This window comes from Lysinibacillus sp. NPDC093688 (assembly GCF_050280145.1).
In the GTDB taxonomy this organism is placed as follows: Bacteria; Bacillota; Bacilli; order Bacillales_A; family Planococcaceae; genus Lysinibacillus; species Lysinibacillus xylanilyticus_B.
Genome location: NZ_JBNNUX010000022.1, coordinates 1 through 14,718, shown reverse-complemented (window position 1 = coordinate 14,718; position 14,718 = coordinate 1). Strand labels below are relative to the sequence as shown.

Annotated in this window: 13 protein-coding genes and 1 pseudogene; 11 read left to right on the top strand and 3 right to left on the bottom strand. The window is 36.2% G+C overall.

The genetic code is table 11. The annotated features are described in order from the left end of the window. Positions 1-15: 15 nt before the first annotated feature. A complete protein-coding gene (locus tag ACQKN2_RS16610; protein ID WP_427415972.1) occupies positions 16-1,191 on the top strand; it encodes an oxalate decarboxylase family bicupin in 1,176 nt (391 codons plus the stop codon). A gap of 41 nt (positions 1,192-1,232) precedes the next feature. Here ACQKN2_RS16610 and ACQKN2_RS16605 read toward each other — a convergent pair whose 3' ends face one another. Then, positions 1,233-2,384, bottom strand: a complete 1,152-nt coding sequence (locus ACQKN2_RS16605) for an MFS transporter (RefSeq protein ID WP_427415919.1) — start codon at positions 2,382-2,384, stop codon at positions 1,233-1,235. A gap of 96 nt (positions 2,385-2,480) precedes the next feature. Here ACQKN2_RS16605 and yeiL point away from each other — a divergent pair, with 96 nt between their 5' ends. Beyond that, a complete protein-coding gene (gene yeiL, locus ACQKN2_RS16600; protein WP_427415918.1) occupies positions 2,481-3,143 on the top strand; it encodes a transcriptional regulator YeiL in 663 nt (220 codons plus the stop codon). Positions 3,144-3,152: 9 nt separating this feature from the next. On the opposite strand, the gene ACQKN2_RS16595 is transcribed toward yeiL, so the two are convergent. Beyond that, positions 3,153-3,440, bottom strand: coding sequence for a hypothetical protein (locus ACQKN2_RS16595; protein WP_427415917.1), 288 nt, complete (start codon positions 3,438-3,440; stop codon positions 3,153-3,155). Positions 3,441-3,841: 401 nt separating this feature from the next. Between ACQKN2_RS16595 and ACQKN2_RS16590 the strand changes: the two genes are divergently transcribed. The 9 genes and pseudogenes from ACQKN2_RS16590 (at position 3,842) to ACQKN2_RS16550 (ending at position 14,471) form a co-directional block, all read left to right on the top strand. Continuing rightward, positions 3,842-4,822, top strand: coding sequence for a diaminopimelate dehydrogenase (locus ACQKN2_RS16590; protein ID WP_427415916.1), 981 nt, complete (start codon positions 3,842-3,844; stop codon positions 4,820-4,822). 436 nt (positions 4,823-5,258) lie between these two features. Further along, positions 5,259-5,762 (top strand): GrpB family protein, encoded by a 504-nt coding sequence (locus ACQKN2_RS16585; protein ID WP_323645789.1) that lies wholly within the window; start codon positions 5,259-5,261, stop codon positions 5,760-5,762. 290 nt (positions 5,763-6,052) lie between these two features. After that, positions 6,053-9,244: a BTAD domain-containing putative transcriptional regulator gene (locus tag ACQKN2_RS16580; protein ID WP_427415915.1), complete on the top strand. Its 3,192-nt coding sequence runs from the start codon at positions 6,053-6,055 to the stop codon at positions 9,242-9,244. Between the two features lie 611 nt (positions 9,245-9,855). Continuing rightward, positions 9,856-10,674 carry an alpha/beta fold hydrolase gene (locus tag ACQKN2_RS16575; RefSeq protein ID WP_427415914.1) on the top strand — a complete coding sequence of 273 codons (819 nt, stop codon included), beginning with the start codon at positions 9,856-9,858 and terminating at the stop codon, positions 10,672-10,674. A gap of 168 nt (positions 10,675-10,842) precedes the next feature. Beyond that, positions 10,843-11,185, top strand: a pseudogene (locus tag ACQKN2_RS16570) (IS110 family transposase); the annotation flags it as partial. A 57-nt stretch (positions 11,186-11,242) separates the two neighbouring features. After that, positions 11,243-11,707, top strand: coding sequence for a GNAT family N-acetyltransferase (locus tag ACQKN2_RS16565; protein WP_427415971.1), 465 nt, complete (start codon positions 11,243-11,245; stop codon positions 11,705-11,707). A 361-nt stretch (positions 11,708-12,068) separates the two neighbouring features. Further along, on the top strand, positions 12,069-12,452 hold the full coding sequence (locus ACQKN2_RS16560; protein WP_427415913.1) for a hypothetical protein: 384 nt from the start codon (positions 12,069-12,071) through the stop codon (positions 12,450-12,452). Positions 12,453-12,617: 165 nt separating this feature from the next. Continuing rightward, positions 12,618-12,902, top strand: coding sequence for a hypothetical protein (locus tag ACQKN2_RS16555; RefSeq protein WP_419962308.1), 285 nt, complete (start codon positions 12,618-12,620; stop codon positions 12,900-12,902). A gap of 1,230 nt (positions 12,903-14,132) precedes the next feature. Beyond that, positions 14,133-14,471, top strand: coding sequence for a hypothetical protein (locus ACQKN2_RS16550; RefSeq protein ID WP_427415912.1), 339 nt, complete (start codon positions 14,133-14,135; stop codon positions 14,469-14,471). Between the two features lie 57 nt (positions 14,472-14,528). Here the strand turns inward: ACQKN2_RS16550 and ACQKN2_RS16545 are convergent. Beyond that, positions 14,529-14,718 (bottom strand): hypothetical protein (locus ACQKN2_RS16545; RefSeq protein WP_427415911.1); only part of this gene is annotated, 190 nt, incomplete at its 5' end.

Genomic DNA, 14,718 nt, shown 5'->3' with positions numbered 1-14,718 from the left:
GAATACTTGGAGAACATGCCAGATGGCTATTCTTATGTTCCGCAGCCTATTCGGAAAGATGGTGCAGGTGGGGTGGATAAAGGGCCGAGAGATATTATGAGGGATTTGGAAAATCCTGATATGCTTGTCCCTCCAAAAACGGATGCTGGGCTTGTACCAAATTTAAAATTTTCGTTTTCTGATACGCATATGGTTTTAAAGCATGGCGGTTGGTCTCGAGAAATTACTGCTCGCGATCTGCCTATTGCTACAACATTGGCAGGTGTCAATATGAGTTTGACACCTGGTGGGGTACGTGAGCTACATTGGCATCAACAAGCCGAATGGTCGTATATGCTTCTTGGTCATGCACGCATTACAGCGGTCGATCAAAATGGGCGTAATTTTATAGCCGATGTAGGCCCGGGGGACTTATGGTATTTCCCACCCGGAATTCCTCATTCCATACAGGGCCTTGAAGATGGCTGTGAATTTTTACTAGTGTTTGACGATGGGCATTTTTCAGATCTTAGTACATTTTCAATATCTGATTGGTTTGCCCATACTCCTAAAGATGTGCTGTCCTCTAATTTTGGTGTTCCAATGAGCGCTTTTCAACATATCCCGAAAGAACAAGTCTATATATATCAAGATCAAGTTCCAGGACCTCTTGACACACAAAAAGTGCAATCTCCATATGGTACGGTCCCTCAAACCTTCAAACATCGTCTGCTTGCACAAACTCCTATTAAAACTCCCGGTGGCAGTGTCAGAATTGTGGATTCGACAAACTTTCCTATTTCTAAAAATATCGCGGCAGCACTAGTCGAGATTAAGCCTGGTGCTATGAGAGAGCTGCATTGGCACCCGAATAATGACGAATGGCAATATTACCTACAAGGAAAAGGACGTATGACAGTATTTGCAGCTAATGGTGTGGCGAGAACATTCGATTATCGTGCAGGAGATGTCGGATACGTGCCGTTTGCAAATGGACACTACATTGAGAATACCGGTAATGAGACATTATGGTTCCTTGAAATGTTTAAAAGTGATAGGTTTCAAGATGTTTCATTAAATCAATGGATGGCTCTTACTCCAGCTGAGCTAGTACAAAGCAATTTAAATATTGGCCCTGAACTCTTACAAGTGTTAAGAAAGGAAAAGTGGCCGGTCGTGAAGTATCCTGGGTTTTCGTATTATCCAAGGTGAGCATATAGAAAAGCAGGTGAGGAAAATCTCACCTGCTCATTTTAATATTGATATTTATTTCTAGTAGTAAGAAGTATACCGATTGCTGGAACAGTACAAATAAGCATTGCTGCAAATGATAGTCCAGGAGAAATTTCGTATAGATAGCCGCCTAAAAATGTAAGGATAGCTGTACTTAATCCCATTGCTAATGCAGAGTAAAGGCCTTGTGCATTTGGAATTTGCTCCTTCGGCAATACTTTTGTTAAATAGCTGATAAAAGCGTAATGCGCGAGAGCAAAAGATAATGCATGTAATGTTTGAGAAGCGATAAATACCCAGACATTCGGGAATAGGTAAATAAGTAGCCAACGTAATGATGAACCACTAGCTGCTAAAAGTAATAAAGAAGATGAGCGCCATTTGTTAAATAGTGTATCAGCCTTCATAAAGTATAAGATTTCGCAAATAACGGCGATGTTAATAATCATCCCCATGTAGAATGGGTCGACATGTAAATCACCTAAATATATATAGCCGTAACTGTAATAAGAAGCGTGTGCGCCTTGTAATAAAATAACGATTAATAAAACGATAGGGAAGCCTTTAATAGACCATAATGTTTTCATCGACAATGATTTTGCACGTTGTTCTTTCGTCGGTACAACGAGTAACTCTTGTGGAGTAGCCATTTGTTGCATCAACAGCATACCGATCAGGCCGACCACCATACTCCAAAAGATAATGTCATTGCCAAATGCACCTGTCAGCATACTAATGATTAATACTGCAATGACAAAGCCAAGGGAACCATAGGAGCGGCTTTTACCATAGTGTACATGTCCATGCTGTACGAGCGTTGCCGCGCTACTTTCAACGGCAGGTAGCAGTGCTGGATAGAAAACGCTAAATAAAAGCGTCACAATAAGAAGCGAGATAAAGCTCGTGCTTAGTATGTAAAGTAAAGTTGTGATTAGTGCACCTATTGCTAGAATGCTAGTGAGTCGTTTGTTATTCACATATTTTGCAAGCGTCGGGAAGAAAAATAGATTTGATGTTGCTCGTGCTAAAAGACCACAGCCCATTACGACGCTAGCCTGTGAAACTGTAAGATGTTTGGCATCTACAAGCCAACCAGTCCAGTAAGGTAAGAAAATACCCCAAGTAAAGAAAAATGCAAAGAAATTTTGAGAAAGCCATCGTTGATTGTTCATAAATTTTACGTACCTCCATTAACTATGTTGAATAATAGCACGTTCATCGTTACAATAATGTGAGATATCTCACATTTTTTTAGAGGAGAGTAAAAAATGCATATACTGACAGCTGAGGAACGTTCATACTATCTCGATAAATATCCAATTGATGATTTTTTCTCATTTGATATAACTCCATTTCTGGAGGTATGTAAGTTTGACAAAGGCGAATGGATTTTTAACGAAGGATCATTTCCGGATACGCTATACTACATGATTGAAGGGAAAGCGAAAATATATATGACGCATAAAAACGGAAAGGTCTCGCTTATCGAATACCCAGAGGCACCGCGTTTTATGGGTGAAATTGAGTTGCTAAATGAGGCGAGATATACGAAGGGGATTCAGACAGTAACCGAGACGATTTGTTTTTCGATTACACAGTCCTGCAAAGAAAAGTTACTCACGGATGTACTTTTTTTACGTAAACTTTGTGTGTTTTTAGGGGAAAAGGCGACCAAAATGACGTCAAAATATACACAAAATCAAGCATATCCACTTGAAAATCGACTTGCTGCCTTTATCCAATTGTCGTCAGATCAAGGTATCTATAAAGAAAAGCATACTGAAATCTGTGAATATTTAGGGGTTTCCTATCGGCATTTATTATATGTACTTGCGCAATTTTGCGAAGAAAAAATTTTAGAGAAGAAAAAGAATGGCTACCACATTATAAATGAAGAGCGTCTTTCTGAATTGGCACAGGAAATACAGTGAGGAGAGCTATTACTTATTGTACTCACTTTTTTTTACTAACCAGCGTGCAATCTCCTTTCCGCTATGGTAAAAGTTAGCCTCATTGACTCTTTGGTTTTGTATGGAGATATTTAGGGTTTCTTCTATAACGCCAAAAGGTATAACCCTTAAACATTGGTGTGTGTTGGGTGGAATCTTTTTGTGCTTTACCTCAGTTTCAATGTGAGCTTTAGCAGATTTTTGTGCATTTTGGAATGGACAAGCAAGTAATTCTCCTTGTTCCAATGTTGTGCTTGGTGAATAACAATTACTTTTCATTCAACATGCCCCCTTTGTCGTTAGTTTTATTGTACAAGACATACGGTGGAAAAAGTCTGCATTTACAAGGCTTTAACGAAAACTTAAAGGTTAGTTAATCAATTATGCCTCGGCATAATTGCGTCCGGAATCGGCTTTGTGCTTGCACAAAGAACTCCTTTCCGATTTCCGTGACATCCGCCGGAGGCATTAACTTCTTTCAGCGGATGTTTGTACGCTGCAAGAAGTTATGAAACCGTATTCATGCCATTAACGAATAGATATCATAGAAAACTTGTATAATTTCAAGAGAAAAACACGTACTCAAACTATTGTGAATTTTCCTAACACAACGTATTATTGTAAGTAGATTTAACGTGAAGGACTTCACATAGTCACGTAATCGTGAGGAGGAATTTTTAATGAGTGCAATTCGAGTAGGTATTGTAGGTTATGGAAATTTAGGGCGCGGTGTAGAGTATGCTATTTCACAAAATCCAGATATGGAATTAGTAGCGGTATTCACACGTCGCGATCCTTCAACTGTAAACATTGCAAGTAATGCAAGCGTATATTTAGTGGATGATGCTGAAAAATTCCAAAATGACATTGATGTAATGATTTTATGTGGTGGCTCAGCTACAGATTTACCTGAGCAAGGACCACACTTTGCACAATGGTTTAATACAATTGATAGCTTTGATACTCATGCGAAAATTCCTGAGTTTTTCGAGGTTGTAGATGCAGCGGCACAAAAATCTGGTAAAGTATCGGTCATTTCAGTTGGCTGGGATCCAGGTTTATTCTCATTAAATCGTATACTCGGGGAGACAGTTCTACCAGTAGGCACAACTTATACTTTCTGGGGAGACGGTTTAAGTCAAGGTCACTCAGATGCTATACGTCGCATCGAAGGTGTTAAAAACGCTGTACAGTACACATTACCAATTAAAGAAGCTGTAGATCGTGTTCGTAATGGCGAAAATCCTGAGCTGACAACTCGTGAAAAACATGCACGTGAATGTTGGGTTGTTCTTGAGAAAAGTGCAGATGCTGCAAAAGTTGAGCAAGAAATTGTGACAATGCCAAACTATTTTGACGAGTATAACACAACAGTAAACTTTATTTCTGAAGAGGACTTTAAAGCAAACCACACAGGCATGCCACACGGTGGATTCGTTATTCGTAGTGGGGAAAGCGGCGCTAACGAAAAACAAATTCTAGAATTCTCATTAAAACTTGAAAGTAATCCAAACTTCACGTCTAGTGTTCTAGTAGCATTTGCGCGTGCAGCACATCGCTTAAACCAAACTGGCGACAAAGGTGCTAAAACAGTATTCGATATCCCATTCGGTCTGTTATCACCAAAATCAGCTGCTGAATTACGTAAAGGACTTTTATAATTTTAACCTATTAAACTACCCGATTATCATATAGTTGATAATCGGGTTTTTTCATTTTAAGAAGTCAATTATGTTAAATAACATATAGTATATGGTAAACTGTCAATAATTTGGCTCATAACCAAAAGCTAGGATGACAAGATTAACGACCGGCACAATCGCTAAAAAGATAGCCCGAAGTGTAGTAGTTTATGTAACGAAAACTGTAGGTAGTGCAGTTTCATGAATAATTATTATAAATCTTGCGAAGAATCCAGATGAAACATTACATATTGGCGATAGGTAAAAGTGGGCTATGATAGTAAAATAAAGGATAAAGTACCAATTAAAATTACTACGCTTACAATAAAATTAGTTTAGTAATATCTACTAAAGTAGTTGTACATTGTAACGTTGCTACTTTGTATAAAAAGGATAGATTGGGATGGTGTTTTATATGGAAAAAGTAAATTTTTTTAATAGTGAACTATTTCATGAAAATGCTGAGAGAACTTTTTTGATACACGAAAATAAAATAAAAGAATTACTACCCGAGGCTGATATCCAGCATGTTGGTAGTTCAGCAATTCCTGATAGCTTTACTAAAGGCGATTTAGACATCCAAGTACGTGTTAGTGCTGAACAATTTTTGAAAGCAGTAGAACTATTATCAAATTTATATGAAAGAAATGATGAAAGTGTCAAAACAGATACATTTAGGGCATTTAAAGATGATACAAGTAATCCTCCTTTAGGAGTTCAATTAACTGTAATTGATTCTGAGTTTGATTTCTTTTGGAAATTTAGAGAAGTTTTATTGGCAAATAATAAATATCGCGATGCATATGATAAATTGAAGAAAGAATACGAAGCCAAATCAATGGATGACTATAGAGAAGCTAAAGATATCTTTTTCCAAAGACTAATGGAAACTCCTGAGTTTAAGAAATACGATAAATAATATTTGTGCTAAACCTGATCATTCATCGGATGGAAAGAAACTTGAAAAAAAGTTGGTAACGGTAAAATCAATTTGATAAACTTGGAGAACAAAGCGAAAACTCCTCTCGTGGTTTGACTTAGCAACAATTGCGATACGTGAGTTTTCGCTTTTATTTGATACTTAATTGTAAAATTATTGGATTATACAAGATCAACCCACGTTATAATGATGAACTCATCATGTAAAAGATTTTAACTCTGAAGACTTGTAACCTTACATAACCAGTTGAATGGGGAGGTTATCACCAAATGACGACAGACATTATTATTCAATCAAAATGTATTCCACCGAGTCCGTCTAATCATTGTATTAGTAGAGCTACATTAATGAGAACATTAAAAAAAAGCTTAGACCATGCTTGTACACTTATTCATAGTGGAGCTGGGTATGGCAAAACAACAATCCTTACACAATTTTTACATGATCAATCAAGCAAGTTTTCCTGGTATAGTGTGTCGGAGGAAGATGATAATATATTGCCGTTTTTAAGGCATTTATTTTTTAGTATCACACGAATTGTTCCGGGCTTCGGCCAAGAATTTGATGCTTGGAATCAATTATCTCGTTTTCCGAAAATAGAAGAACTTAATCGTTGGTTTAAGCTGTTTGTCAATAGTTTATGTGAAATCGAAGGGCCGATTTTAATTGTCATTGACGATTACCATCTCGTTGACCATGAATTTCATATAAATTATGTGATGGAAAAAATAATTGAGTTTTCACCACCGAATGTACACTTTATCATCGCCTCTAGAACGATGCCGAAATGGGATATTACGAGGAGGTTAAAGCTACAAAAAAAATTACTCGTTCTTACAGAAGGAGAATTAGCATTTTCCTCAGAGGAGATCGCTGTTTTTTTCGAGGATTATGCAGCAGTTCATTTAACTGAAGATGAAATATCTAAGGTTGTGGAAATTACAGAGGGATGGGCTATTAGTATTTCTTTATTAGCTGAGCAATGGAACAATGAGACATTAGCTCATTGGTTAAATATTTCTACCAATGATCTTTTCACTTATTTATCAGAGGAAGTTTATCTTAAAATGTCTGCATTTGAGCAAGAGGCATTATTAAAGCTGGCGATTTTCCCCACTTTCTCAGAAGAGTTTATTTCACAATTTTATAGTACGGAAATTGCACAGGCCTTAAAACTGTTTGTTCAGCGGCATTTATTTATTCAACCTATCACGAAGGTTGGTTTATATCGTTTTCATGCCTTGTTCAGTCGATTTTTAGAGCTAAAGTGGCAACAACAAAATGCTTCACAGTATATTGCATTGCATAAACAAGCTGCATTGTATTATGTAAAACAAAACAATATACAAGCTGTTCTTCATCACGCATTTAAAACGAATGATCAGGATTTTTGTGGGGAGCAATTACAAAATCATGCTGAAAGTCTAGTACGTGCTGGGCAATTTGAGTGGTTATTAGAAAAGATAAACCGATTTACATATGATGAAAAGTTGGAATATTATAAATTGTATTATTTTGAAGGTGAGTGCCACCGCTATCGTGCTTATTACGAAAAAGCGAAGCAGGCCTATGAACATTGTGCAAACATCGCAAAAAGTAAGAATGATTATCTCTTTATGACAAAAGCGCAAGCAGGTTTAGCACATATTTACCTTGACACAATCCAGCCAGCATTGGCAGAGCCGCATTTAAAAAAGGCTTTAGAGTTAGCGAATCATACGCCTTTAAACGGAGAGGAACTTCTCGAATTGCAACGTCAGTATGCTGAAAATCTGGTGAATTTAGGAAAGGCGAAAGGCGCACAAGTTTTTACAAATGAGGTTGCTTTGACGGAGGAAGTGCTACAAAGAGCAAATGTCGATGTTCGAATATTATTAAGAACTGGGCAGCTACTAGAAGCAAAGGAATTGCTGACGAAGAGATTGGAATTACCGCCACAGCTTGTTGCGACACATAGAGAGAGTGAACTGTTAGTATCATTTGTCTATGCGCTATTAGGGCTGGTGAAGGATGCTTGGTATGCCGCTCAGCATGGGATTCGTAGGGGAATAAGAGAAAAATCGGTTTTTATTGAGGCTGTTGGCTATATTCGCAAAGCACATGCTTACCTATTAGTGGATTTTCCTGACTTTCAAGGAGCATGCCATGCTTATGAAAAAGCCCTTACATTAATGAATACCATTAATATTTCTCGCGTAAAAGCCGAGCCTTACATGGGACTAGCAATTGTCAAACATGCGCAAGGAGATATTATTTCAGCTAAAAAATATATAGCTCTTGGCTTACAGGAAACAGAGCAAGTACAAGATGCTTGGATGACTGCTCTAATATTAATTGCTGAGGTAAAGATCATTCTTTCTCAATATGAATATGAACGAGCGCGACAATTATTAATGAAGGCACAGCGATTATTTCACGACTGTGGCGATCAAAATGGTGCGATGCATGTACTATTCTTCCAATCTGTCATTGCCTTCAAAGAAAATAATCCGCAACAATTCAATCATTATTTTCAGCAGTTTGCCCAGTTATGCATCACAAATGGCTATGACTACTTTTTACAAAGGAAAACTATTCTCGGTCCACCAAATAGAATGATTTTTTATGAGCTTTTACAATTTTGTAGAAAGTGTGATGGGGAAAATGCCGCTATTTTGACGATACGTAGCTATTTTCAAGTGGAAGACAATATCGTTTATCCGCATGAGGAAATGCAAGTGAATTTTTTAGGAAGTATCGATTTAATCAGAAATCATCAAAAGCTTGAGGATAAAGAATGGCAGCGCGATAAATCGAAGGAGCTCTTTGTCTATTTATATTGTCATCGCAATCGTTTTACGCCAAAAGAAGAGATTGCACAGGCATTATGGCCGGAGCGGAATGTTGAATCACTCGATCGAGATTTTAAAGTTGTCTTGAATACGTTATTAAAGGTTCTTGAGCCTAATAGAAATGCACGGCAAGAAAGTTTTTTCATTCAGCGTAAAAATAACATGTATCAATTGCAGCATATTCAATTTCTGCAAATTGATGTCGAACGCTTTCTCTATTTTTATGAATTAGGGATGGAGGAGTTCGATCCACAATTGTCAAACGAATGGTTGTATCTTGCTGAAACGAGCTATACGGATACACTTTATACTGAAAAAAAGCAGTTAGATTGGCTTATGCAGGATCGTGAAAAGCTGCAGTCATTATATATTGAAGTACTGGAAAGATTAGCACAAAATGCGACGCGACAGCAAAATTATAAGCAAGCTATTTTGTATGCAGAAAGAATGATTCGTGAGGATGCATTATGGGAAGAAGGCTATCGCTTATTAATGTATAGTTACTATCAATTACAAAACCGTTCCCTCGCACTAAAATGGTATGAAAAATGTGTGCAGCAATTAAAAAGTGAACTAAATACAACACCGATGGAATCGACGATGGTGGTTTATGATTTAATAATGGGTTAGTGTAAATTATAAAATTGGTTATTTTTGGGGTGTTACCATAATGTGGGGTTGATTTCCGTTCCGACTGTGCGCTTTCCTGGGGGCGTCCGATGAGCCGCTTGGGCCAACACGATGTTGGTCACGAAGGAGTTATCACAGGATGTGATGCTTTTAGCCTTAGTTCCCTTATGTGCTCGCTCCAGGGTCTCATCTGTGACGCTAATCCCCAAGGAGTCGCCCAGTCTCCACTCCAATCTGCCAGCTACTACAAGAGAAAGGCATAACAACTTTTTATGGACATTTATGTATCTTATTCAATAATTTTCATAAGGCGTGTCGATTGGGAAAAAATAGGTTTATTATTTAGCGAAAAAAGGATTTTTTTGTTGCTATTTTGCTGATATATTTCCATCTTTAACTGATTGTAGCGTAGGGCTACTCGACTCCCGCGGGAAAGCGAGACAGACGAGACCCTGCACGGAGCGTAGCGGAGGAAGCGGCTCGACGCTCGCCCGCAGGAAAGCGAGTAGCCCGTAGCCCGTAGCGGGAATCAGAGCCTTCAAATTAATTAGGGTGGATAATAATGTTAATCAACACACCTGGATTTTTATAATAAAATTGGAGGAACTACTATGTCATTTTGTAAGGTAAGTAAGGCGAATATTTACTATGAAGTGATTGGAACTGGAACACCAATCGTAATGCTCCATGGCTATTCACCAGATCATAGACTAATGAAGGGCTGTATGGAGCCCATTTTTACAGAAAGGGAGGGCTGGAAACGGATCTATATTGACCTTCCAGGAATGGGCAATACGACAGACTATGAAAAGATCAATAACTCAGATGAAATGTTAGAGGCCGTAGTTGAACTAATACACTCCTTACTACCAAACGAACGTTATTTATTGGTAGGAGAATCTTATGGTGGATATTTAGTGCGAGGAATCATGAGGGAGTATCATGAACAAATTTTAGGTGCTGCTTTTATTTGTCCTTTGATTATCCCTGATAAAGAAGGTCGAATAGTACCAGAACAAAGTATTGTCTTGTCGGATAATGAATTTTTATCGACATTAACGGAAGAGGAACTAGAAGACTTTAGTTCACATCTTGTTGTTTTAGATGAATATAATTGTCATCGATATACGAATGAAGTGTTAGCAGGGTGTGAAATCGCAAATATGGAGTTTTTAGAAAAAGTCCAGAAAAATTATCGTTTTTCTTTTGCTGTAGATGAACTTACTTTTGACAAGCCAAGTCTTTTCTTGTTAGGTAAACAAGATTCGATTGTTGGCTTTAAGGACGCTTTTGCCATTTTAGATAATTTCCCAAGGGCAGCCTTCACAATTTTAGATAAGGCTGGGCATAATTTGCAAATTGAACAAGCTAATTTGTTTAATAGCCTTATGTATGAATGGTTGGATAGGGTAGAGGAAATAAACGATTGAAATACATTTTTTAAAAAGGCTGTTTTCGTAAAGATTGTTGCTCTTCAACTAACGGTGCAACATTCCTGTTTGAAGGATGTTCGAGGTCTTGAAAGAAAAGGAGCCCTCTAGTATGATGCATGAGTGTCAATGACCATTGACCCATCATCAAACAAAGAGGACTCCTTTATGCATTTTAAATGGAATAATAAAATTAATCAAGTTACTGAAAATACACTCTTTGTCGGCATGGATATTGCCAGCGTATTCATTACGCATGCTTTGTCGATGAACGTGGGCGAGTAATAGAAAAAGCTTTTGCGGTACATCAATCGAAAGAAGGCTTCGAAAACTTGTATGAAAAGATTCTTCAAACGATGAAGGAAGCTAAGAAAACTGAAGTAATAATAGGGATTGAGCCTCAGGCCACTACTGGATGAACTTAGCCTATTTCTTAGATCAATACGGAATCCCACTTGTCATGGTGAATCCAATGCACGTAAGACGTTCGAAAGAGAGGGAGGTTACTTTAAGAAGGTCAATTCGATATAATAAAGAAATATACATAACATTAAAAAGGGTGATTAGTATGAATGTTGATTTTTTATCAAACCATCCCAATAAAATAAAAGAAGTTTCTGAAATGATTTTTAAGGAATTTGTGGTAAAAACTGATAGTTGTATGGAGTTTGAAGATGTTGTTAAACACTTTTCAAATACAAAGGACAAAGCATTTCCGATAACACTCGTTGCTTTAGAGAATGGAGAATGTTTAGGAACAGTATCAATCTTTGAAAACGATTTAAAGATAAGAGATATGTATAAACCTTGGCTTGCATCTCTATATACGAAACCAGAGTATCGTGGCAGAGGTGTAGGACAAAAGTTAGTAGCCAAAACCATAGATGTAGTCAAAGAATTGGGATTTGATGAACTTTATTTAAGAACAGAAGATGCATCTGACTATTATAGAAATAGAGGATGGATCTATCTTGAAACCGTTTCTGATGATAAATACGAAAAAATTGATGTTTTTAAAGTAAAGTGTATTTGATTTAAGGAGCCAACTACTTTGTGAAAAATTGTACTTAAAGTAACGAGGTGCTTTACTTGAAGATCATTGAGTTGCATAGGAAGCTCTTCTTTCTTTGTTGAACTAACGACGCAGGATAGTTGAAGAAGGAAATGTAATTCACATTAATTTTACGTAGTCAAATCAAGTGGGAGATGTCGAATTTAAACTAAATAATAACCTGTAATTTATGGTGATATTGTAACTATTAATCATTTGGATAGGAGAAGTTATAAGAAGTTATAAAATATCTTGTATAAGTACTTTTATTATACTTTTATCAGGGTGTAATGCATTTTCCTCTCAAACAGAAGAACCATCTTTAAAAGTAACGTCAGAAGAAGTGACAGAAGTTGTAGAAAAGGAACCTGTTATCTTAGATGTCACGGATATGGGGAAAGAAGAACCAATAAGAGGTTTTTATCCTCTTGAGATTGATGAAGAGATAGCGTCTCCTATAGGTCAAAGTAAATCTTATTTTACTCATTCTGGTGATAGTCCATTTAAAATAACCTTATTAAATACTGGTACTGAAAACTTTTTATACAAAATTCAAAATCTAGATAAAGAAACAAATGTAGCAAATGGTGTTTTAAAAAGTAATGAAAGTTATGAGAAGGTATTTGACGGATTCCCTGAAGGCGCTTATGTCATATCTTACCTAGTAGAAGAAGAAGGGTTTCCTATGGATATAAAACTAAAGGTAAAGGTAGAGGAACTTCGCTAAATAATTGGATTTTTAGGCTGAAACCACAAAACCTTTTTTAACTAACGGAGTGTTCTACTTGTATTCAACAAACGGGCCAGATTTCGAAATAAAATAACTGGACCTTTTAATATATATTTGTAGATAAATGTTCATCTTAAATAAAAATTTGATGGAGGTATAATTATGTGGTTAATATTAGGACTTATTGCTATAGTAGCAACTTTTATAAATTTTTATATGTATAAAACAGGAAAAGATTATAAACTTGCGATGGCAATGGGATTATCATTTACAGCATTGACACTCTGTGCAGAACATAGCCTTGTATCTAATTGGGTAAAAGGTGAAGATTGGTCGGCTTTAATGGATGTTGTACCTACTATGGAAAAGGCGTTATGGTTTCTGACAATTGTTTCTATTTTACTAAATATAGCACCTATACTTTTAGAACTGAAAAATAAAAAATAATTACTTATTGTCGCATCATTAATATAATGTGCAATGATTGTGTAAATCTTTATGTACAACTAATGGGTGCTTAGTACAACAAGGATTTATAACGTATACATAAATAAACCTAATTACGTTTCCAAATGCAAGTTTGGAAATACACCAAGAAGCCACGAATGTTGTTAAAACAACGTTTCGTGGCTTTTCTTATGAATATTGTTTATGCGTTGTTTTATGCACTTTTGTTAAAAGTCAGTCATAGCAAAGGTTTTGAAGCATTTGAAGTAATGTTGCACCATAGTCTTTGATGAATAAAATCGTGATAAAAATTGAAGTCTTATCGTTGTAAATCCGAATAAATCTGACGAGTCCCATTATTGTACTAACGGAGTGCGTTAATTAAAGATCATTGAGTTGCATAGGCAGCTCTTTTTTTCTTTATTGAACTAACGGCGCAGAATAGTTGAAGAAGGATTTATCCATTTTAAGGGGAATTTATATATTTATTGAAGTAGGAACATAAGAGTTAAATGAAAAATATTATTAAAGTGAGGAGATGATTTTTTGATTAGTTTATTGGAAAACATATTCCAAGTATCGGCAATAATATTACTACTATGTTCATTCTATTACTATAGACACTTTAAGAATATTAGGAGAGAAAGAAAATTAACTTTATTTGAAATTTCGATTTATGTCATAACTCAAGTTGCCATTTATCTTTGTGCAGGTAGTTATATGCTTCTGTTTTTGGATAGAAATTTTGGGTAGAAATTATTAAACTCCCATGAAAGAACGTAAAAATCTTTCATTTTCTGTGGTGTAGTGTTGATTTTGCGCTACATGGATGGCTAACGGGGAAGTTTTGTTGAATAAGATTTTGTAAATGGGATGGAGAGGACTAATTTATGATATTTATACTTTTGCTTGTCGTACCATTATTAGGAGTTTTGTGGTTTTTAAATTTCACTACTTTTTTGAAGAATTTAAAGAATGGAAAAAGCACTCATAACCAAAATGTTATAGGAGCACTCTTAACTTTTATCTTTATCGTTTCTCTAATGTACTGCTATGCTGGAACCCACTAAATAAAAAAGATTGTGAACCATTGCACTTAAACACTAATGCGGGCGTTAATTAAAGATCATTGAGTTGCATAGGCAGCTCTTTTTTACTTTATTGAACTAACAGTGCAGGTTAGTTCAAGAATGAGACTTGCTTGAATATCAAAATTCAAGGGGGGAAATTGTGAAGGTTAAACATTCTATTTTCAGTATACTTATATTTTCTATTCTGGTTATTGCAGGCTGTTCTTCAAGTGCTGACTGGAATTCATCATTTGTTATTTGGGATGGCTATATTTATGAAATTAGCGAAGAGTATGTAATTGAAATAAATGAAGAGATTGGTCATGTTACCAAGCATTCGGATAAGGAAGGGACTTACTCTGGAAACTTTTCAAACAAGTACAAAAAGGGGACTAAGTATTATTCAATAGAAGGCATTAATACGGATGAAGCGATAGCTATTGAAGAAGATGGAAAGTATCGAAAAGCAATTAGAGATGGAAAATATGGAGAAAAGTAATTTTTCTTCTTAAAACAACGGGGTGCGTTTGTTTAATTAGAGCAAACGCTTTTTGTACTAACGAAGCAGGTTAGTTGAAGAGTGTTTTTTAACTTGTTGTTCAACAATCGGGCCAGATTGTGGAGTAAGGGAGGTAATCAGATGGTTCATCCCGAAATTATTAGTTATGCCAAAACGACACGCCCCAAATGAATATTGAACAAAGGGATTATATATGATTGGAGGGAATAGAAAATGGATGTAAGGA

Coding starts and splice junctions, on each gene's coding strand:
- ACQKN2_RS16610 (WP_427415972.1), top strand. CDS start 16: ATGCCAGATGGCTATTCTTATGTTCCGCAGCCTATTCGGAAAGATGGT.
- ACQKN2_RS16605 (WP_427415919.1), bottom strand. CDS start 2,384: ATGAACAATCAACGATGGCTTTCTCAAAATTTCTTTGCATTTTTCTTT.
- yeiL (WP_427415918.1), top strand. CDS start 2,481: ATGCATATACTGACAGCTGAGGAACGTTCATACTATCTCGATAAATAT.
- ACQKN2_RS16595 (WP_427415917.1), bottom strand. CDS start 3,440: ATGAAAAGTAATTGTTATTCACCAAGCACAACATTGGAACAAGGAGAA.
- ACQKN2_RS16590 (WP_427415916.1), top strand. CDS start 3,842: ATGAGTGCAATTCGAGTAGGTATTGTAGGTTATGGAAATTTAGGGCGC.
- ACQKN2_RS16585 (WP_323645789.1), top strand. CDS start 5,259: ATGGAAAAAGTAAATTTTTTTAATAGTGAACTATTTCATGAAAATGCT.
- ACQKN2_RS16580 (WP_427415915.1), top strand. CDS start 6,053: ATGACGACAGACATTATTATTCAATCAAAATGTATTCCACCGAGTCCG.
- ACQKN2_RS16575 (WP_427415914.1), top strand. CDS start 9,856: ATGTCATTTTGTAAGGTAAGTAAGGCGAATATTTACTATGAAGTGATT.
- ACQKN2_RS16565 (WP_427415971.1), top strand. CDS start 11,243: ATGAATGTTGATTTTTTATCAAACCATCCCAATAAAATAAAAGAAGTT.
- ACQKN2_RS16555 (WP_419962308.1), top strand. CDS start 12,618: ATGTGGTTAATATTAGGACTTATTGCTATAGTAGCAACTTTTATAAAT.